The 21,181-nt window shown below is 69.0% G+C and carries 14 protein-coding genes; 8 read left to right on the top strand and 6 right to left on the bottom strand.

The window, feature by feature from the left end; translation table 11 throughout:
• The first annotated feature begins 70 nt into the window (after window positions 1-70).
• Both VF106_RS18470 and VF106_RS18465 read left to right on the top strand, forming a co-directional pair.
• Window positions 71-1,333, top strand: coding sequence for an MFS transporter (locus VF106_RS18470; protein ID WP_330840984.1), 1,263 nt, complete (start codon window positions 71-73; stop codon window positions 1,331-1,333).
• Between the two features lie 654 nt (window positions 1,334-1,987).
• Window positions 1,988-2,875, top strand: a complete 888-nt coding sequence (locus VF106_RS18465; protein WP_330840983.1) for a GGDEF domain-containing protein — start codon at window positions 1,988-1,990, stop codon at window positions 2,873-2,875.
• A gap of 84 nt (window positions 2,876-2,959) precedes the next feature.
• Here VF106_RS18465 and VF106_RS18460 read toward each other — a convergent pair whose 3' ends face one another.
• Together VF106_RS18460 and VF106_RS18455 are read right to left on the bottom strand one after the other, a co-directional pair.
• Window positions 2,960-4,171, bottom strand: a complete 1,212-nt coding sequence (locus VF106_RS18460; RefSeq protein ID WP_330840982.1) for a serine hydrolase domain-containing protein — start codon at window positions 4,169-4,171, stop codon at window positions 2,960-2,962.
• Window positions 4,172-4,188: 17 nt separating this feature from the next.
• The gene (locus VF106_RS18455) at window positions 4,189-4,788 is read right to left on the bottom strand and encodes a DUF5134 domain-containing protein (RefSeq protein ID WP_330840981.1); all 600 of its coding nucleotides are present in this window, start codon (window positions 4,786-4,788) and stop codon (window positions 4,189-4,191) included.
• Window positions 4,789-4,952: 164 nt separating this feature from the next.
• Between VF106_RS18455 and VF106_RS18450 the strand changes: the two genes are divergently transcribed.
• From VF106_RS18450 to VF106_RS18435, 4 genes are all read left to right on the top strand, one after another.
• Window positions 4,953-5,972, top strand: coding sequence for a serine hydrolase domain-containing protein (locus VF106_RS18450; protein ID WP_330840980.1), 1,020 nt, complete (start codon window positions 4,953-4,955; stop codon window positions 5,970-5,972).
• Between the two features lie 67 nt (window positions 5,973-6,039).
• Complete coding sequence (locus tag VF106_RS18445; RefSeq protein ID WP_330840979.1) at window positions 6,040-6,351, top strand: trypco2 family protein; 312 nt, start codon at window positions 6,040-6,042, stop codon at window positions 6,349-6,351.
• Between the two features lie 10 nt (window positions 6,352-6,361).
• On the top strand, window positions 6,362-10,234 hold the full coding sequence (locus tag VF106_RS18440; RefSeq protein WP_330840978.1) for a tetratricopeptide repeat protein: 3,873 nt from the start codon (window positions 6,362-6,364) through the stop codon (window positions 10,232-10,234).
• Between the two features lie 80 nt (window positions 10,235-10,314).
• Window positions 10,315-12,351 (top strand): cellulose binding domain-containing protein, encoded by a 2,037-nt coding sequence (locus VF106_RS18435; protein WP_330840977.1) that lies wholly within the window; start codon window positions 10,315-10,317, stop codon window positions 12,349-12,351.
• 81 nt (window positions 12,352-12,432) lie between these two features.
• Here VF106_RS18435 and VF106_RS18430 read toward each other — a convergent pair whose 3' ends face one another.
• Window positions 12,433-13,107, bottom strand: coding sequence for a class I SAM-dependent methyltransferase (locus VF106_RS18430; protein WP_330840976.1), 675 nt, complete (start codon window positions 13,105-13,107; stop codon window positions 12,433-12,435).
• A gap of 10 nt (window positions 13,108-13,117) precedes the next feature.
• Window positions 13,118-14,944: a multicopper oxidase family protein gene (locus VF106_RS18425; RefSeq protein ID WP_330840975.1), complete on the bottom strand. Its 1,827-nt coding sequence runs from the start codon at window positions 14,942-14,944 to the stop codon at window positions 13,118-13,120.
• Window positions 14,945-15,758: 814 nt separating this feature from the next.
• Between VF106_RS18425 and VF106_RS18420 the strand changes: the two genes are divergently transcribed.
• Window positions 15,759-17,303, top strand: a complete 1,545-nt coding sequence (locus VF106_RS18420) for a helix-turn-helix domain-containing protein (RefSeq protein WP_330840974.1) — start codon at window positions 15,759-15,761, stop codon at window positions 17,301-17,303.
• A gap of 18 nt (window positions 17,304-17,321) precedes the next feature.
• Here VF106_RS18420 and VF106_RS18415 read toward each other — a convergent pair whose 3' ends face one another.
• Together VF106_RS18415 and VF106_RS18410 are read right to left on the bottom strand one after the other, a co-directional pair.
• Window positions 17,322-18,044 carry an ESX secretion-associated protein EspG gene (locus tag VF106_RS18415; RefSeq protein WP_330840973.1) on the bottom strand — a complete coding sequence of 241 codons (723 nt, stop codon included), beginning with the start codon at window positions 18,042-18,044 and terminating at the stop codon, window positions 17,322-17,324.
• 87 nt (window positions 18,045-18,131) lie between these two features.
• On the bottom strand, window positions 18,132-20,369 hold the full coding sequence (locus VF106_RS18410) for an ATP-binding protein (RefSeq protein WP_330840972.1): 2,238 nt from the start codon (window positions 20,367-20,369) through the stop codon (window positions 18,132-18,134).
• 90 nt (window positions 20,370-20,459) lie between these two features.
• Here VF106_RS18410 and VF106_RS18405 point away from each other — a divergent pair, with 90 nt between their 5' ends.
• Window positions 20,460-21,104 (top strand): helix-turn-helix transcriptional regulator, encoded by a 645-nt coding sequence (locus VF106_RS18405; RefSeq protein ID WP_330840971.1) that lies wholly within the window; start codon window positions 20,460-20,462, stop codon window positions 21,102-21,104.
• Window positions 21,105-21,181 lie beyond the last annotated feature (77 nt).

The following is a 21,181-nucleotide window of genomic DNA, read 5'->3' as shown; positions in this document are numbered from 1 at the left end:
ACCACTCCCACCACTACGGTGAGGTTGGGACGGGGCGTGGGCTGAGACCTCCAGGGCGAGAGGAACCTTAGTGGAAGCGGATCGCACCACGTTCCGCGCCGTCTTCGCTGTTCGCGAGTTCCGGGCACTGTGGGCGGCGGAGGCCTTGTCGCAGGCCGGTGACCAGGTGGCGCGGGTCGCGCTCGCGGTTCTGGTCTACGGTGCCACCGAGTCCGCCGCCTTGGCGGGGCTGACCTATGCCCTGACGCTGGCGCCGTCGTTCCTCGGCGGGGTGTTCCTTTCCGGCCTGGCCGACCGGTTCCCGCGCCGTGCCGTCATGATCGTCGCCGACGTCGCGCGGGCGGTGTTCATCGCGCTCGCCGCGGTGCCGGGACTGCCGTTCTGGGTGCTGTGCGTGCTCGTGGGTTTGGTGTCGTTCGTGCAGGCGCCGTTCAAGGCGGCCCAGTTGGCGCTGCTACCGGACGTGCTACCCGGCGACAAGTACGTGGTCGGCATGAGCATCCGCACGATCACCATGCAGACCGCGCAGATGCTCGGCTTCGCGGGCGGCGGCGTGCTGCTGACCGCGCTGACCCCGTCGACCGGCCTGCTCCTCGACGCGGCCTCGTTCGTCGCCTCGGCCCTGTTCGTGTGGTTCGGTGTGCGATCCCGGCCGGCGGCACAGAAAGTCGCGCGGCAGAACGGTGCGCCGGCACCCGGCTCGTTCGCCACGTCGGCGTTCGCCGGCGCCAAACTGCTGTGGCAGGACAAGGGACTGCGCACGCTGGTGGTGATCGACTGGCTGTCGGCGCTGCTGATCCTCTACGAGGGCCTCGCCGCCCCGTACACGGCGGAGCTCGGCGACGGGCCGGCCGCCGTGGGTCTCATCCTCGCGGCCGACCCGTTGGGCAGCGCGATCGGCGCGTTCGTGTTCGCACGGTTCGTCCCGGCGCACCGCAGGCCGACACTGCTCGGCCCGCTGACGGTCGCCAGCTGTGTTCCGCTGCTGGGCTGTCTGTTCATGCCGGGTCTGGTCGCGTCGGTCGTGTTGTTCGCTGTGGCGGGCGCGTTGGGCACCGCCGTCACGATCCAGGCCATGGCGTCGTTCGCGCGCGGTGTGCCCGACCATGGACGGGCACAGGCTATGGGGCTGCTGCAGGCCGGACTGGCGACGATCCAGGGGCTCAGCCCGCTGCTCGGCGGTCTGGCGGCCGACGCCGTCGGCACGGCCCGGGTGATCGGCCTGGTCGGCGTCCTGGGGCTGCTGATCGCCATGCCGGCGGCAATCGCGTGGCGGCACGCGATCACCGCTCGACCGGATGTCTGGTTGTCGCCTGAGGCTGACGAGAAGTGATCAGTGTTCGCGCGTGTGCATCACAGTTCACCTCCGGGCGGTTCCACGGTCAAAGGAATGGGCATCAAGGATGCGCAACTCAGTGTTCGCGCGTACGCATTGTCGTCCACCTTCTAGTCGGGGCGAACATCTCGCCCGTTCAGCTGACATACCGTGACTGGGCCGATACCCTTCGCCTGAGGGGGTGATTAGTACAGCATGAGCAGTATGGGGCATAAGCGCAGCACGAGGGGGTCCCGAGTTCGGCTGCGATCCCATCTCGTGCTGTCTCCGGCTCAGTGGGCATTGTGGTCGGCCAGGCCCCGATGGATCGTCTTCGTGCTGCTCAGCGAGGTCGCGGCCGTTGGTCTGACCGCGACGAGCCTGGTCGTCGAGGCCGACCACGATAGCGACCTCTTCTGGTTTGCGGTATTGCTGGCCATGGGTGTCGCACAGGCGGAGATGTCACGCCGAATCGAACGCGTGCGCCGTTTCATAAGCGGCCAGATCCACATCAACGTCACGTCCGTGTGGTATCTCGCCGGTATCGTTCTCCTTTCTTCCGGATGGGCCGCATTACTCGCCGCCGCCCTTTACGCCCATCTGTGGGCGCGCATTTGGCGGGACGTCAGCACCCGTCCGGCCCACAGGGTAATGGGCAGTACGGCGTGGGCCATGCTGTCATGCTGGGCCGCCGCCCTCGCACTGGACATCACGGGACTTGGCGGGCTCGCGGACACTCCGCCGCTGTCCTACCGCGCAACGGCCGCGATCCTGGTCGCCGCGCTGGTCTTCGAACTGGTCAACCTGCTCGGCGTCGCGACGAGCATCTTCCTGCACACGCAGCAGCGCTCGTTCACCGATCTGGTGGGCACCTGGGACGACAACGCGCTCGAGCTCGTGACCCTCTGCCTCGGTGGTCTCACCGCGACCGCGTTGGTCTACCAGCCCCTCCTGGTCCTGCTGATCTACCCCCCGCTGCTGCTCCTGCACCGGCACGTACTGATCAAGCAGCTGGAGGCGGCCGTCTCGACCGACGAGAAGACCGGCCTGTTCAACAACACGAGCTGGCACCACATCGCCAACCGGGAGCTCGACCGCGCCAAGCGGACCTCCGGCAGCCTCGCCATCTTCATGATCGACATCGACCACTTCAAGAAGATCAACGACACGCACGGCCACCTCGTCGGTGACGCGGTCCTGAAGGTCGTCGCCACGACGATCAACCACAACGTCCGCGACTACGACTCCGTCGGCCGCTTCGGCGGGGAGGAGTTCGTCGTCCTGCTGCCCGACATCGGTGGCCAGGACGTCAACGAGGTCGCCGAGCGGGTCCGCCACGCCGTCACCCAGCTGGCGATCCCCGTCGGCGACGACAGCACCACCATCGAGGGCCTGTCCGTCTCCGTCGGCACCGCCGTCTACCCCTTCTCGGGCACCGCTCTGGACAACCTCATCCACGCGGCCGACACCGCCCTGCTCCACGCCAAGCGCGCCGGGCGCAACCGAGTCACCCACGCCAACGGCGCGGCGCCGAAGGCGACGCCGCTCGCCCACCGGTAGGACTGTGACCCTGCAGGTCCGCCGGGCCCTCGCTGCTCGCGCCGGCTTCCCAGTCCTCCCGGCGTTCGGTCACACTACGACGAGTCAGCGCCGCCAGATCTCGGCGTCGGAGTCGGTGTAGCCCAGCGCGGTGTAGACGGCGTCGACCAGGGCCTGGCCGCGGTCGTTGAGCAGTGTGCCGGGGCCCATGGCGTTCATCGTGTAGCCGAACGAGAGCCGGTTGGCCGGTGAGGCGAAGCCGACCCCACCGCCGAGCCCGGGGTGACCGAAGGCGTCCGCGGAGAGGATCATGCTGTCGCGCAGGCCCGGCGGCTCGTGCCGGTTGTCGATCGACGGGACGAAGCCGTAGGTGTACCTGCTGTTGGCGAACGCCACCGCGTCCTGGCCGGCGGACACGGTCGTGCTCATGCGGGCGAGGGCGGCGGCGTCCACCAACCGGACGCCGCCCAGTGCCCCGCCGCAGGCCAGTGGCGCGTACATGCCGGCGATGGCGCGGGCGTTGGTGATCGCGCCGACCGCACCCATCTCGGCGACGTGCGCGGCGCGGGAGTTGAACGCACCCATCAGGTAGCCACCGGTGTTGAGCATCAGCTGGCCCTGCAGCGACTGTGGCTCGGTGGCCGCGACCACCGACAGCTTCGACGGTTCGTCGTCCGGCCGAGGGTCGGCGGGGCCCATCGTCGCGACCCGGGGCTCCACGTCCTCCGGCAGCCCGAGCCACAGGTCGAGCCCCAACGGCTCGGCGATCTCGGCACGCACGAACTGCCCGAGGGACTGTCCGGACACCCGGCGGACGACCTCGCCGACGAGCCAGCCGAACGTGAACGCGTGATACCCGTGCCGGCTGCCCGGCTCCCAGACGGGGGGTTCCGCCTCGAGCGCGGCGACCATGCCGTCCCAGTCGAAGAACGCGCCATCGGCGAGCGGCGTGGTCACCACCGGCACGCCGGCGCGGTGGGAAAGCAACATGCCCACCGTCACGCCTTCTTTGCCCGACTTGGCGAACTCCGGCCAGTAGGTGGCGACCGGAGCGGCGAGGTCGAGCTGGCCTCGGCTCGCGAGGATGTGTGCGCAGAGGGCCGTCACGCCCTTCGTGGTAGAGAAGACGACGCTGACCGTGTCCTCCTCCCACGGCCGGTCGCCGCCACGCTCGACCACCCCACCCCAGAGGTCGACGACGGGCTCGCCGTCCACCAGCACGCAGACCGACGCGCCGATCTCGCCCCGCTCGGCGAAGTTCCGCTCGAACTCCTCGCGCACCCGCGCGAACGCCGGCGCACAACTCCCGTTGACCATCCGCCCACCGTACGTCGCTACGCGACGAGAAGGTAGCCGGTGCCGAGCGCCATGAAGACCTCGCAGGCGGCGGTGACCCGGGACGCGGTCAGCGCGGCCGGCAACCCGGTGTCCCCCGGCGCGGCGGCCCGGACCACCCGAGGCCCGAGAACCGTTGCGTGCACGAAAAAGTAGCCGGCGAAGAGCCACCCGACGAATGGCAGCGCCCGTTCCGCGCCATGGGTGCCCGACAGCCATGGGACCGCCGTGTGTTCGGGGTCGTGCGGCATTGCGGTGAGCATGTACAGCATGGCGAGGCCGGCGACCACATGGTGCTGGCAGTCGCCGTGCCAGCCGATCGGTTCCGTGGCGGTGCGCCGCCACCACGCCGAGACGAACCACGCCGTGCTCACCAGGAACACCGCCTGCCAACCGGCCACCGGCACCGGCCCACCGACCGGTGAGCACATCACGGCCATGCCGAAGCTCATCATTCCGTGAGCGGCGTCGAGCGCACGGTGACAACCGCGATATCCGTCCGGCACGTGCCGGGCGACCACGAGCCGGGTGACGCAGTAGGCGGCGACAGCGAGGAAGAGAACAGTCAGCGTCCAGCGGATCCAGTCCGGACCGGCCATGGCGGCGTTCCCTGTCCCTAGAGCCGAAAGTTCCAACCCGCGTGGGCACTGTCAGCCCGGAAAGCCAGCGGATGCAAGGTGTTTCAGCCGATCGGGAAAGCACACAACCCGTTCGGCCGCTAATTCGGTCGCGGCGACGGTTCGGGTTTTGTTAGGAATTCCTGATGCTGAACGAGCCCGATGGGTGGTTGCCCACGCTGCGGACGCGGCTCGCGGCGGAGTCGGCCGCGGGCAGGTTCTCCGGCGCCGTTCTGGTAGCTCGGAACGACACCGTGCTGTTCGCCGAGGCGCACGGGATGGCCGACAGGACACGGGAAATCCCGAACCAGCTGTCGACGCGGTTCCGGCTCGGCTCGATCAACAAGGTGTTCACGGCCGTGGCGGTGTGCCAACTGATCCAGGCTGGCGCCGTCGACCCGCACGAGCCGTTCGGGACGTACCTGCCCGACTTCCCCAACAGAGATCTGGCCGCCGGCGCCACCGTCCACCATCTGCTCGTGCACCGTGCCGGCACGGGGAACATCTTCGGGCCGGAGTACGAGTCGCGGCGCGAGGAACTCCGCACCGTCGACGACTACGTGCGTCTGTTCGGGCACCGGGACGCGGAGTTCGAGCCAGGGAGCCGGCACGGCTACAGCAACTTCGGCTATGTCGTGCTCGGCGCGCTGATCGAGCACGTCACCGGCCAGAGCTACCACGACTACGTCGACGAGCACATCCACGCCGCCGCGGGGATGTCACGTTCGGGCAGCGCGCCGGAAGCGGAGGTGGGAGACCTCGCGATCGGCTACACCGACGAAGTCGAGGGCAGCGATGTCAACACCGGCCTCCTGTCCTACCGCGGCTCGCCGGCCGGCAACGGCTACTCGACGGTGGAAGACCTGTGGCGCTTCGCGAACGCGCTGACCGGGCATCGACTGCTCGACGCCCGGCACACCCGGTTGGTGACCACCGGCCAGGACGAGGACGGCTGGGCCGGCCGCTGCGTGGCCTACGGCTGCTGGGAATGGACCGCCTACGGTCTCCACTCGTTCGGCGCGAGCGGCGGTTTCCCCGGGGTGAGCACGAACGTCACGGTCCATCCCGGTGACGGGTACGTCATCGTGGTGCTGGCCAACATGGACCCGGACATCGCCCTGTACGTCTCGAACTTCATCCACCGCCGACTGCCGGTCACCACCTGACAAGTGGTAGCCCTTGACGACCCGATGTGCGTTAATTTTGTAAACCCATCGGTGCGGAGGAGCGGCGTTGAGTCAGGAGCCTTGGGCAGAACTCGCTGAAGCGATCAGAGCCATTCGGTCGGAGTTGAAGAAAGCGATGGAGTTGGGCGCGGGGGAAACCGTCCGATTCCGGACCGGGCCGGTCGAGATGGAATTCGCGATCGACGTGAAGAAGGACGCGGAGGCGCGGGCGAAGATCATGGTGCTGCCCTGGAGCGCCGAGGCCAAGGGAGCGGTTGCCTCCTCCCGGACCAGCAAGGTCAAGATCGTCCTGCACCCGGTGGACGAGGACGGCACGGATCTGTCCATCAACGCGCGTTCCGACACCCGTCCGGAGTGACGAGTCGGGGATGGACAGACACCGGATCATGGAACTCTGGACGTCCGCTGGGAAGGTGGGGACGGGCTATCTCGTCGCGGATCGTCTGGTGCTCACCGCCTACCACGTCGCCGCGGAAGGCACTGTGGACGTGCGACCGCTCGGGAGTGCCACGTGGACGACGGCCAAGCTGGCATGGCCGGAGCAGGAGCCGGACCTCGTCGCGCACCCGGAGGCGGACGCCGCGCTGCTGCGCATCACGGATCCTTCATGGCAACCGCCCGCCGGCCGCGAAGCCGTGCTGTGGGGACGCGTTGCCGGCCATGACCGGGTGCCCTGCGTCGCCGTTGGCTTTCCCGACGCGCAGGAGCGGAACAGAACACGCGACACCAAGGAAATTCGGGGTCACGTCGAAACGCTGACCGGGCTGAAATCCGGGCTGGTCACCGTCAACGTGGACCAGAGTGCCGTGCCAAGCTCGTTTCGCGGCGGTTCCGGCTGGGCAGGTGCCTCGGGTGCGGCGCTCTTCTGCGACCGGCGGCTCGTCGGCGTGCTCACCACCGATCGCAGCGGCGCCTATCCCGCGGACCAGCTTGTCGCCGTGCCGGTCGCCACACTCGTTGCCCGGCCCGGATTTCGTATGGTCGCGATGGACGCCGACGTGCGGCTCGAGGACGTCAGCGCCGTTGGCACGTTCGGTGGCACCGCGGCCCTGCGCTCACCCGGCGACGTGGACGGCCACGGGGGCATCAACAACCTGCCCGACGTCCCGTCCAGGGTCTTCGTCGGCCGCCATGCGGCGTTCGCGGCGCTGGACGCGGCGTTGACGGAGGGCACCACGGCCATCACCCAGACGCTGAGCGGGCTCGGCGGTGTCGGCAAGAGCACGCTGGCGCTGCACTACGCCCGCTCTCGCCTCCATCAGTACCACCTGGTCTGGTGGATACGGGCGGACACGCCGGCGCAGATCACCGGCGGGCTGGCCGCGCTCACCGCCCGGGTGCACGGCACCGTGCCCGACCTGACGACCGATGCACTCGCCGAGTGGGCGATCGGCTGGCTGCAGAGCCATCCGGGCTGGTTGATCGTGCTGGACAACGCCGAGAGCCCGGTCGACATCCGTACCCTGTCCGGCCAGCTGAGCCATGCCGGCCGTCTGCTGATCACGACCCGCTACCGCGAGGGCTGGCCGGCCGCGCCGATCGAGCTGCACCCGCTGGACGCCAGGTCGTCCCTCGCGGTGCTCACCGGCTGGACCGGGCGAACCGCCGACGTCAGCGACGCCGACGCCATGGACCTGGTCAGCGAACTCGGCAACCTTCCCCTCGCACTGGAGCAGGCCGGGGCCTACATCGCCCAGACCCGCATCTCAGCGGCGGACTACCTGGCGCAGCTTCGGCGCCGCCCCGACACGATGATCGACACACCCCCGGAGGGCGGAGACCACCAGCGCACGGTCGGCCGGATCTGGAGCCTGACCATGGCGACCATCGGCGACCGCAACCCGCTGGCCGCCCAGATCCTGCACGTCGTCGCCTGGTTCGCGCCGGACGGGGTGCCCAGGGACCTGCTGTCCCCACTGGGTGCCGGCGACACCGACGTGCCGAGGGCACTCGCGCTGCTCGCCGCCTACAGCATGGTGACCCTCGACGCGGAAACCGTCAGCGTGCACCGCCTCGTACAGGCGGTGGCGCGCTCGGCCTCGGCCGGCGACGCCGAGTCGATCGCGAGGCACCGGCTGCGCGCGGCCGAACTGCTCGAGCAGGCTCTGCCGGATGGCGACCCGAACGTCCCGCACTTCGCCGCGGAAACGTGGCCGAGGTGGCGTGCGCTGCTGCCCCACATCCACGCCCACGTCGCGCTCACCGAGCCCGCCCAGGACACGACCACCACGGCGAACGTCCTCGCCATGACGGCGTGTTTCCTGATGTGTCAGGCGCAGAACCGTCAGGCCGTCAGCTACCACGAACGGGCATTCGACGCCCGGGAGCGGTTGCTGGGCCCGGACCATCCAGACACGCTCATGTCACGCAACGGGCTCGGTCACGCGTGCCAGTCGGTGGACGAGGCGCGGGCCGCCGCGCTGCACGAGCGCAACCTCCTGGACCGCACCCGCGTACTCGGCGCCGACCATCCCGACACACTCCGGTCGGCCAACAACCTCGCCAACACCTATGTTTTGCTCGACCGGGTCGAAGAGGGCGTCGAACTCCACCAACGCACGCTGTCCGCCCGGGAGCGAGTCCTCGGGCCACGCGATCCGTACACCCTGTGGTCGGTGCACAACCTCGGTTACGCGTACTGGATGAGCGGCGACCTGTCGCGTGCCGCCGAGTGGCTGTCGCGCGCGACCTCGGACCGCGAGGAGGTCCTCGGGCCCGACAGCTACGACACCATCAGCTCGCGTTCGGACCTCGCCAGGGTCTACCAGCAGGCCGGTGATCTCGACCAGTCCATTGTGGTCTACCGCAGAGCACTCGCCGACAGCGAACGGGTCCTCGGCCCGGACCACCCGGACACGCTCACGCTGCGCCGCGACCTCGGGTGCGCGCACGTCGCGGTCGGCTCGCCCGAGACAGCTGTCCAGTTGCTCCGCACCGCGTTGACCGAGCACGAGCGTGTGCTCGGCGGGGACCACATCAACACCCTCTCGACCCGCAACGACCTCGCCGCGGCGTATCGAGCGGCGGGGGACCCCGACACCGCGATGGCTCTCCTCGACCAGAACCTGGTCGAGACGCAGCGCGCCTTCGAGACCGACGACGGGGAGACCCTGGCCGCGCGTACCGCACTCGCTTTCGCGTACAGCAACGCGAGGCCGGCGGACGGGCTCGCCTTCGAGCTGCTCGAACACGTTCTCGCCACCTACGAGAGCGTCGCCGGCCCGGACAGCCCGCACACCGCCCGCGCCAGGCACAACCTGGCCGTCGCCTACGAGTCCGCCGGCGCGGCGGAACGCGCGGCACCCCTGTTCGAGTCCAATGTGGATACCTACGAGCGGACCATGGGCGCCGACCACCCGCTCACGGTGAACACCCGCGCCAGGCTGGCCAGCGCACTGTCCACATTCGACCCGCGGCGCGCGGTGGGGGTGTACGAGATCGTCCTGCGGGTACGGGAACGCATGCTGGGACCCGATCACCCCGACACGTTCAACATCCGGGACGAGCTGGCCTACGCGCACGTGCGGGCCGGCGACTTCCCTGCCGGGTCAGCGATTCTCCAGCGGTTGCTTGACGACCGGAGACGCGTGCTCGGGGACTCCGACGACCTCGTACTCGTGGCGGCCGGCAACCTCGGGCTCGCCTACGTCGAGGCCGAGGAGTTCGCCAAGGCGATCGAGCTGCTGAGCCGCACGCTGGCCGACAGCGAGCGGATCGTCGGGCCCGAGCACGTGACGAGCCTCGCGGCTCGGCACAACCTCGGCCTGGCACACAAGGATTCCGGGAACCTCACCGCGGCGATCGAGCTGCTCACCCGCAACCTCCCCGCCTGTGAACGCGTGCTCGGCCAGGACCATCCGAACACCGTGACCGGACGGGAGATGCTCGCGCACGCGTACCAACTGGCCGGCCGGCCGCGGGAGGCCGCCGAACTGTACGACCGCATCGTGACCTACCGCGAGTGGGCGTTCGGCCCGGACCACCCGCAGACCATCAACGCACGCAACAGTCTGGGGGTGGCACTGCTCGACGCGGGTGAGGCCGCCCGCGCCGCGGCACTGTTCGAGAGCTGTCTCGCCAGCCTCGAGAACACGGTGGGGCCCGACGACCCCGACACCGAGATCGCGCGGGAGAACCTGGCTCTGGCCCAGGACGTGGTCCGCGCCGACGGGCGTGTCCGGACGAGACTGCGACACCTGGTGGAACGCGCCATCCCCAACCGGCGGCAGCGAACGCGGTAGGGCCGCCGCGTCATTGACAAACCGGGCGGCCGGCAGCCAGTCTGGGAGCGCTCCCAGACATCGCCGTCGGAGGACCTCCCATGAGACGATCGCGCCCTGCCGCGTTGTTGGTGTTCGTTCTCGCAGCCGCTACGCAGGTCGGCAGCCCGCCGGTCGCCGCGGCGGAGGCGGGAGTCGACGTCGTGGTGAACGCCCGAGCCGGGCTGGAGTCGGTCAGTGACGTGGCGCTGGGGGTGAACCACGCGATCTGGGACTCCCAGCTCGGCACGCCCGAGGTCGCGGACCTGTTGAAGGGCGCGGGAGTGCGCGCCATGCGGTACCCCGGCGGCTCGTACTCGGACATCTACCACTGGGAAACCCACACCGCGCCGGGCGGGTACGTCGCCCCGAACACCGACTTCGACCAGTTCATGGCCGGTGTGCGGCGGGCGGGCGCGCAGCCGATCGTGACGGCCAACTACGGCACCGGCACGCCAGAGGAGGCGGCGGCGTGGGTGCGGTACGCCAACGTCGAGAAGCGCTACGGCGTCCGGTACTGGGAGATCGGCAACGAGAACTACGGAAACGGCCACTACGGCGCGGCCTGGGAGGCCGATGACCACCCGGACAAGAGCCCGGCCCAGTACGCCACGCTGGTCCGCGACTACGCGCTGGCCATGAAGGCCGTCGACCCGTCCATCAAGATCGGCGCCGTGCTCACCTCGCCCGGTGAGTGGCCGGACGCCATCACGGCGGGCGGAGACGCGGGATCGTGGAACCAGGTCGTGCTGTCCATCGCGGGCTCGGCCGTCGACTTCGGCATCGTGCACTGGTACCCGGCCGGCGAGTCAGGACCCGAGGTGCTGCCGAAGACCGACCGGATCGCCGACCAGGTCCGCCTGGTGCGTGCGCAGGCCCGCCAGTACGCGAGCAAGGACCTGCCCATCGCGATGACCGAGCTCAACACGTCCTACGGCCGCAACACGCAGCCGGGCGCCCTGTTCGCGGCCGACGCGTACGCGACGCTGATGGCGAACGGCGTGTTCAACATCGACTGGTGGAACGTCCACAATGGAATGGACCGCGTCACGACGATCGGCGGCCAGACCGACTTCCACGACTTCGGCCTGCTCTCCAGCGGCAACTGCAACGCGGACGGCACGGTCTGCCAGCCCGCGCTCAACACCCCGTTCGCGCCCTACCACGGCCTCGCGATGGTCTCCCGCTTCGCCCGCCCCGGTGACCAGCTGGTCGGCGCGAGCGCGTCCGACCCACTGGTCAAGGCCCACGCCGCCCGCCGCACCGACGGTGGCCTGGCCGTCCTGCTGATCAACGAGGACCCGGAGGCCGCGAAGACGGTCGACCTGGACTACACGGGCTACTCGCCGGCCCCGGCCGCGCAGGTGCTGACGTACGGCAACGGCGACACGGCCATCACGACGTCGTCCGGCACGGCCCGTTCGGTGACGCTGCCGCCGTACTCGCTGACCACGTTGGTGCTCCGGCCGTCCACCGCGCAGACCGGTCTACCCGGGAGGCCGAGCCGCCCGATGGCCAGCAATGTCACGGACCGCACGGCCACGATCCTCTGGCCGACGCCACCTCCGTCCGCCGCGGCGGGCGTGAAGTACGAGATCCACCGCCAGCTGGGCACGACGAGCGAGCAGTGGGGCGAGACCACGGGCCTGTCGTTCACGGTCACGAACCTGACGCCGGCGACCCGGTACACGGTGAACGTCCTCGCCCGCGACGGCGCGGGCCGGGTGTCGTGGGCCTCGGCACCACTGACGTTCCAGACGTCGAGCCCCGCGCAGTCCACATGCGCGGTCCACTTCGCGGAAACCACCAACTGGGGCAACGGATATGTCGCGGGTGTCGACATCACCAACACCGGCGAGCACCCGCTCGACACGTGGACACTGACGTTCACCTGGCCGACGACCTGGCAACGCGTGGACAGCGGCTGGAACGGAACCTGGACGCAGCAAGGCACCACGGTCACGGTGACCAACGCGGACGGAAACCGAATCCTGGAAGTCGGCGCCACCACGTCGGTCGGCTTCGTCGGCAACTACCAGGGCCCGAACGTCCAACCAGCGGCCTTCACACTGAACGGAACCCTCTGCTCGACCCGCTGACCGTGGACAACCCGACCCGCGCCAGCCAGCGGTGTCGGTGGCTCGTGAAAGGCTGGAACCCGGGGGCCGGAGGCCAAGCGGTCAGCGCGGCTCGTAGTAGGAGTGCACCGCCGGTTGGCCGGTGTAGTTGGGGCCGGCGCGGTCGTCGGCACCAAGGTAGCGGAACGGCAGCTCGACGTCGGCCGGCCCATGACGGTGGATCCGGTTGGTGCGCCCGTCGTGGACGAAACCCGCCGCACGCAAGGCGTTCGTGAGGCGGCGGCCAGCTGGTGCCCCACCGGAGAGGCGGATGCCGGCCGCGTCGAAGTTGGCCACGAGCTGCCCGTCGGGGGTGAGCCACGAGGACGCGCGTGCCAGCAGGCCCAGCTTGTCGCCGACGTAGTGCAGGCCGTGCACGCACGTGATGAGGTCGTACCGCTCGTCGGGCCGCCAGTCGGTCACCGACGCGGTGACGAGCCGGATCTCCGGCGGCGGTTCGTCGCCGGAGACCAGGTCGATCCCGGTGATGCTGAGCCGGTCTCGCTCGCGGAGCAGCGACGCCGCCTCCCGCAGGGCGCCGCCGCTGCCGCAGCACAGGTCCAGCCACGCCACCGTCCTCTTCGGACTTTCGGACAGGAGGTCCGTGAGGACGGTGGCGATGTCGACGCCGAGGACACGTGTGTAACCGTCGCGGCCGGTGAGACCGCGTTCGCGGTTCATGTCGCGGTTGGCCACCACCCAGGAGGCGGTCAGCGCCTCGTCGTCGATCAGGTCCACGACCGTGAGACTACGAGTGCCCGTGGTCGCCGCCGGGGTGGACGTGGAACCGCGCCACCTCCGGTGGGTGCACGACGAAGGGTCGCATCATGCCCTCGTCCTCGTGGTCGAGGATGTGGCAGTGGTACATGAACTCGCCGGTGGCGCCGGCGAACTGGCCCGCGACGGTGACCCACTCGCCCGGCTGCACCCGGAACACGTCCTTCCAGCCCTCCTCGTACTTCTCGATCGGCACGCCCTCGACGGGCGCCTCCAGGGGCTGGGTGGTGCCGCCTGCCGCGATGTCGAAAGGTGTCACGTTCTGGAGGGCCCGGCGGGTGAGCATCTGGAACTGCGACATGTGGATGTGGATCGGGTGTGCCGGGCCGCCGAGGTGGACCAGGTTCCACACCGCCCACCGCTTGTGGTCGATGAAGAACGTCGTCGTGTCGTCGAACAGGCTCGCGACGCGGCGGAACGAGCGCACCTGCCCTGAGGCCGGGTCGGTGAGCTGGATGATGCCCTCCGCCGGGAACGCCGTCGGCAGCTTGGCCGGGTCGGTGATCTCCCGCAGCTCCCACATCTGCGGGTGCGCCTCGCCCGCCGAGCCGGGCGGCACCAGCGCCACGAACAGGTGGTCGTGGTCCTCCGGCACGGTCGTGCCGTGTTCGAGCCGCACGTAGGACTTGGACAGCTCCTCCGGCAGCTCGAACGGGTCGTGCCGATCACGGCTCTCCACCCGGAACTCCATGAGGTCCGGCTCGATCGGACCGCCGACCGGCACGTTCGTGTTGGTCAGGCGCAGGCGCTGTCCCTGGAACCTGCTGAAGTCGATCAGCAGGTCAGCGCGTTCGGACGGCGTGAGGACCAGGCCACCGACGGGTAGCGGCGCCGGCGCCGGCAGGAGACCGCCGTCGGTACCGATGACGCGTACCGCGTCGTTGTGGGTGTTGCCGGCCTCGTCGACGAGGTTGAGCCGGTAGAACCGCGAGTTCGCCGCGTTGAGCACACGGAACCGGTACCAGCGGGCGTCGACGTCCAGGTGCGGCCAGATCACGCCGTTGACGAGGTTGAACGGCCCGGTGAAGGGAATCATCGCACCGCTGGCCGGCACGAACGGCACCTTGAACAGCAGCTGCCCGATGAGCGCGCCGGTCACCGGGTTGGTGTCCAGGTTGCGGTCGGTGATGATCAGCGGGATCTCGCGTTCCCGGTCGGGCAGGTCCAGCCGGTCCTCCTCGTCGTCCCGGATGAGGTACATCCCGACGAGGCCGGCGTGCACGTTGAACCTGGTCACGGCCATCGCGTGGTCGTGGTACCAGAGGGTGGTCGACTGTTGGCGGTTCGGGTACTCGGCGAGCTGGGCGTGCCCGGACAGCGTCCCGTTGTGCGCCCAGCCGTCGTTGCCGCCGTTCGTGAGCGCGCCGTGCAGGTGCACCACGGTCCACGCGGGCAGGTCGGCGACACCCTCGATGATCTCGTGCCCCGGCAACAGATCCCCGTCCGGACCGCGGTGCCCTGGCGTGTTCGCCGGCGCGTCCGTGATCGGTGCGCGCACGGCCACCAACGGGATGGCGCCGTCGATGTCGTTGCTCCACGCGACCCGCAGCCGCCGTCCGGAACGCACCTCGATGGTCGGCCCGGGAAACTGTCCCTCGTAGGCCCACATCGTGGTCAACGGCAGCTGTGAATGCAGCCGCACACTCGCCCTGGCCGTGTTGATCGTGATCTCTTCCTGATGCCACCACGAATGCGGCCGGATTACCGGCGGAATCCGCAGCGGATCAGCAAACTTCGTAAGCCCGAAATGCGGCGCCACCGGCGCGGCCGTTATCGGTTGACTGATGACGTCGGTCATCGTGAATTCCTCCTGCGTTATGCGCGCAGGGGAGCACGCCCGTTGTGCGACAACGGCTTTTGAGAAACTCCCCCATCCCCAGTACACCGAGGCCCCCGACCCCGGCTTCCCGCCAGCATAGGTCAATACAGCGGACCATGCCAGGAAGAGGTGATTGTGCGACCTGGTCAGATCCCTCGGATGCCCTGAAGGGCACCCTCGGGACGCTCACCGCCCGCAAGGGCACCCTCGAGGCATCGGCGGCACCAACAAGACCTCCGCGCACGGCCACCCGATGCCGCAAACCAGGCAGAGCCCAGACCGCTCACCCGGTCGGTGGGTGTGAAGAACCTTCACGAGCTGCTCGTACTGTGGGATCGCCATCAGTACATCAGCCTCCTGCCGCCGATGTTTGCCCATGGCCTAGCTACCCATCTTGACCAAAGCTTCCCCGCCTAGCTGGACAAGCTTTCGCAATGCACCCTTGTCCAGAGACAACTCGAACTCGTTGGAACCGCTACCGAAGGTCACAACCATGTGACCAGAGCCGTCGATCGAATACCGCATGGGACAGTCGGCATGAGCACTGGCCCAGCTCACGACCTTGAGCGGGCTGGAGAGGTCTAGGGCCATCTTGCACGTCCTCGTCTATCTCGCACGTGGATAAGCGGCACCGAGCACTGGGTACCGTGTGGATCACCAAAGCAGGTTCACCAAGTTCAACCCATGACCTGCTGCGCATGAGCGATATACATGACCAGCATGACCCGTATTTATCCTGGTCAGCCGGGCGTGGACTAAGCTGCGAAAGATCCGACGCAAGGAGTTGACATCCGTGGCCGCGAGCAACGCAGAGGACCGGCGTTACTGCCGCTGCGGCGCACACATGGCGGCTGACAATGCCGACGATCTCTGCACCTCCTGTCGACGTCAACTACGGAATCGCTTACTCTTCCCGCCCGTCGTGCCTGCCAGCTTCTGGCTGACGCAGCAGTTGCGCGACGCATTCGCAGCACGACACATCGGGCGGGTAGCGCGGGCTTATCGACAGCATGCCCACCACGCGGTTGTCTATGGCGCGGCCGGAATTTCACAAACACTTCTCGGGCAATGGCTGGGCCTGACCCAAGCGCAGGTCAGCCGCATAGAGAATGGCGCACCGCTCAAGAACATAGACACGCTGACTCATTGGGCACGAGTTCTACGAATTCCACCTGATCTCTTGTGGTTCGACCTGCCCGGACACCGGCGTATCACCGCGGCCAGTGTCAACGAGTTATTTGACAACTGCAGCACAGGCAGGGTTGAACCGCTGGACCTGCACAGCGACGAGTGGCTGCCGGTGAACAACGGCGAGCTGGCCGAGCTTCTGCGAGAAGGCGCGGAGCTACCTGTCAACGCCTCGACCGTGTCCCGGCTCGTACACGCATGGTTGGTTACCGAACCGCCTCAGGTCGTCGAGGCGCGGTCTGGTCGGCGGATCGGCGAAGGGCTGGTCGACAAGATCGAGCGCCGCATCGCTGAGCTGCGGCGCATCGACGACTTTGTGGCCGGGGGCGACCTGCGGACCTTGGTGGAACAGGAGCTGCATGCGACGGCCTCTCTGCTCCGTGACGCGAGCTACACGGAACGACTCGGTCGCCGCTTGCTGATTGCTGTGAGTGAACTGTGCCAGCTTGCGGGGTGGGTGGTGGCCGATGCCGGGCAGTACGCCATCGCCGCGCATTACTACACCGTGGGCGTGAAATCGGCACATGGTGCCAACTGTCCCGGCCTGGCAGGCAACCTGATATCCACACTTTCCTACCAAATCGCCAATGTCGGCAATCCGCGTGAGGCGGTCTTGTTCGCCCAAAGCGCTGACGCCGGCAGCAGGGAGGCGACGCCGACAGTGCAAGCGCTGTTCAAGGAACGACTGGCCTGGGCTTATGCCAGGGCAGGGGAACGTAGATCGACAGAACGAACCTTGGCCACCGTGGAAACCGCCTACGGCAAGCGCAGGCAAGAGGATGAACCGGAGTGGGTCTACTGGCTCGACGAAGATGAAATACACATCATGGCAGGCCGCTGCTACGTCGAGCTGGGCCAGGCCGAGCGTGCCGTACCGCTGTTGTCCGGCGCGCTCGCGCACTACGACGAACGCCGCACGCGTGAGCTGGCGTTGTACACGAGCTGGTTGGCAGAAGCCCATATACAGCTCGGCGCGTTCGATGAAGCTGCTGCCGCCGCTACCCGTACCCTGGAACTAACCACGCGAATAACGTCGGCCCGCAGTGATGAACGGGTAAACGTGCTGCGTCGCGCGCTTCAGCGTTACCAAGACGTGCCGGCGGTCGCGGAGTTCGTGGACATGGCCCGCGAACTAGGCGAGTCAGACTGACATCATCCGCTGCGGGAGCTAGCGGCTCGTTATTTCCGTTCCGGCCGACCGGCTATCCACTGTGGACAGCAGATCGGTGATCCGGCGGGTCACGTCAGTGGGGCCCGTTGGGCCGATGCTCAGGCAGGTGCCCTCGTGTGCGACGAGGTACGGGCCGGTCTCGGTGTCGAGCCAGGTGACGGTGTCCGGTAGGGGGCCTCTGGCGCCGGTGGAGACGCCGAACCGGCCGGCCGCGCGGCAGATCGCCGGCAGGCGGGACAGGACGACCGCGTCCCGGCCCAGTACCACGGCCACTGCGTCGTCGCCGAGGACCGTCGTTCGCTGGTATGGCACCGAACCCGGTGACACGCCGCCGGGTAGGACGCCGACGATCGACGGCACCAGGTTGGCGGGCGGGACGCTGGTCAGCCACAGTTCTCCGCCGGCCAGCACGGCCAGCACGCCGGACTGCCCGTCGGTCGCCGCGAGTGCTCGTACGGGGTAGCCGATGTCGCCCACCAGGTCCACCGCGACACGGAAGTCGCCGAGCAGTCGCAGGAGTGCGGCGAGGCGGGCGTCGACCTGTTGGTCCTCGGCCACCAAGCCACGATCGCTCAGTGCCCGGCGCACCTCGCCGGCGAGCACGGAACGCTCCGCCGGGGTGCGTCCGATGCGTGGCACGGCGAGGGGGTAGGGCATCCGGTCCTGTCCCCACAAAACGTCGAACTCGTAGCTGGATAACGCGAAATCCGGACCGCCCACGAGGCGTCAGTCAACACCAAGTCGAGCGTCTCCGTACTGATCTTGGCAATCTTCCGCCCGAACGGTCCCCGGATGGTGCCCGGCGTGTCATTCCGCCGGCAGCTTCGCCAACTCGGCGAGCACCTGGTCCTTCCACGGCGTTGGTGCGGTGCCGGCGTAGGTCGCGAGGGCGTGCCGCAGGCATTCGTCCGCCTTCGCGTACTCCCCCGCCCCCAGCCACGCCCTGCCCTCGTTCAACGCGGCGTGGCCTTCCTGGCCGATGGAGTTCAGCTCCGCGAACGCCATGCGGGACTCGCGGAACGTCGCCGCGGCCTGGCGCCACTCCCGCATGCCCAGCAGACAGTGGCCGACCTCGAACACGACCATGTTCACCAGCCACCGCCGTGTGTCCGGCGCCTCCTCACCGCCACGTTGCTCCGCGTCGGCGAGCAAGCCCCGGTGCACGTCGAGTGCTTCCTCGTAGCGGCCCAAGGCCTGGAGAACACGGCCCAGCCGGTTACGTGCCGACAGCTGCACCGGCCAGAACCCGAACTCCCGCGCCAGCTCGCAGGACCGCCGCACGGGTTCGAGGCCCTCCTCCGGTCTGCCGAGGCGGGTCAGCACCGAGCCGATGTACGCGTGCGACCACGCCTCCTCCAGCCGGTCGCCGGTCTCGATCGCCACGACCAATGCCTGCTGGTGCGTGACGAGCGCGGTCTCCTCGTCGCACAGGCAGGCAACCTGCGCCCAGCCAAGGAAGTTCAGCAGCTTGGCCTCGTCCGGCCGGTTTCCCAGCGCACGGGCGGCCTCCACACCCAGCAGGAAGATCTCGTCCCACGGCAGCCCCATCCACTGGCCGTCCGAGTACCAGTGCATGGCCTTGGCGAGGTCGAGCACCTGTTGGTGCAGGCCGAGCCGGGCCGCTTCCCGCTGCGCGGCGATCCAGCTCGACTCCTCCCGCGCCAGCCATTCGCCCGCCTCGTCACGGGACGGGAAGCCGTCGGTGTCGGCCTCGGGGAAGAACGCCATGCCGGCCGCCGACGCGGTGCCGAGCAGGTGGTCGAGCACGGCGTGCACCACCTGCTCGCGTTCGCCCGGTTTCTCCTCGGCGGCCCAGCGCTCGCCCGCGAAGATCCGGATCAGGTCGTGGAACTGGTACCGCCCCTCGGTGGGCGTGACCTGGAGCAGGCTGGCGTCCGCCAGCTCGTCGAGGTACAGGTGCACGTCCGGCTCGGTCAGACCGGTGGCCACGTGTGCGAGCTCGGCGCCGAAGTCCGAGCCGGGCAACGCGGCCAGCCGGCGGAACACCAGCCGCGCGCCGGGTGACAGGCGGCGGTAGGACATCTCGAACGCCGAACGCACCTGCAGGTCGCCGGCGGACAGCGAGCTGAGCCGGGTGCGTTCGTCCCGCAGCTGCCCGAGCAGGTAGGCGAGCGACCAGTGCGGCCGGGTCGCGAGCCGGTTGCCCGCGATCCGGACGGCGAGCGGCAGGCTTTCGCACAGCGCCACGAGCTCGGCGGCCGCGTCCGGCTCGGTCCGCACGCGTTCCGGGCCGGCGATCGTGGCCAGCAGCTCGACCGCGGCGGAGTCGGCGAGCGGCTCCAGCCACAGCCAACGCGCGGCCTCCAGCCCGGCGAGCGTGCGCCGGCAGGTGATCAGGGTGAGACAGCCGGGAGCCGCGGCCAGCAACGGCCTGACCTGTGCCTCGTCGGCGGCGTTGTCCAGCAGCACCAGTACGCGGCGCCCGTCGAGCACGGTCCGGTACAGGTCCGACTGGTCGGCCTCGGACGCCGGGATCTCCGAGGGCGGCACGCCGAGCGCACGCAGCAGCCGGTCGAGGGCGGCGCGTGGTGTGACAGGCTGGTCGTCCATGCCACGCAGGTCGACGGCGAAGCACCCGTCCGGGAACTCGGGCCGCAGGGCGTGCGCGGCCGACACGGCGAGTGCTGTCTTGCCGACGCCGGGCCGCCCGACCACCGCGATTGTGGCGGCGCCGGCGATCGCCTCGGCGCACAGTCGCCGCAGGTCACGGTCCCGTCCGACCAGGTCCAGCAGGGCAGGGGGCAGCGCGGCGGTGACCGGGTTGGTCCGCTGGGTCCGGCGTCGCCCCTCCCTGGCGGCGGACAGGAAACGTTCGCGTTCCTTTCCGACGAGCGCCAGTGCGTCGGCCAGCGCCTCGGCGGAGCGTCGCTGGGCCGCCTGGGCACGGCCACGCTCGAGGTCGCGCAGCGCGCGGACGCTGACACCGGACGCCTCGGCCAGGTCCTCCTGGGTCATCCCGGCCGCACGACGGTGTTCGAGCAGGAGCTGCCCGAACCGCGACGACGCGCCCCCAACCAAGTCCACCTGCACATTCAACCGGCAGAACTCGACGGGAAAGAAACTGCCCCCTGTTCCGCCTCGATCGCTGCGCATCGTTCCGGTTTCCTTGGGGCCATGTCATCGAGCCTCGCCCTGCCCGACAGCTCGCCCACCGCCACCCGGCCACGCCAACGCATCCGCGTGTCGGTGCTGGCCACGGATCCGCTGGTCCGGGCCGGTCTGCTCAGCGAGCTCCGTGACAAACCCGGCCTCGAGCTGACCACCGACCAGGCCGAGGCCGACGTCGTCGTCGCGGTCGCCGAGACCGCGCTGCGTGACCTGCTGATCCCGTTCACCAGGCTCGTGCTGGTCGCCGACGAGCCACGGCAGGCGGAACTGTGGTCGGCCGTCGAACACGGGCTCGCCGTACTCGTGCCACGCGACGAGGCGACCACGCCCAGGTTGCTGAAGGCCATAGTGGACGCGAGCCAGGGCCGAGGCGACCTGCCGCCCGAGCAGCTCGGGATCCTGCTGCGCGGCCTGTCCCAGCTGCAGCGGGACGTGCTCGGTCCCCGTCAGCTCACGCTCACCGGTCTGTCCTTTCGGGAGACTGACGTGCTGCGCCTCCTCGCCGACGGGCTGGACACCGGGCAGATCGCACAGAAACTTTCGTACTCGGAACGCACGGTGAAGAACATCCTGCAGGGACTCCTCACCCGGCTCGGCCTCCGCAACCGAACCCACGCGGTCGCCCACGCCATCCGCCTGGGCCTCATCTGACATCCACTTTTTTCCCTGCCCGATTTCGTCCATACTGCTTTTTTCGGAAATTACCTGCGATTTCCGGAAGTTTCGGA

The sequence above is a fragment of the Actinophytocola sp. genome (assembly GCF_036378875.1).
Lineage (GTDB): Bacteria > Actinomycetota > Actinomycetes > Mycobacteriales > Pseudonocardiaceae > Actinophytocola.
The sequence above is the reverse complement of the archived record's forward strand: the minus strand, read 5'-3'. Positions and strand labels throughout refer to the sequence as shown.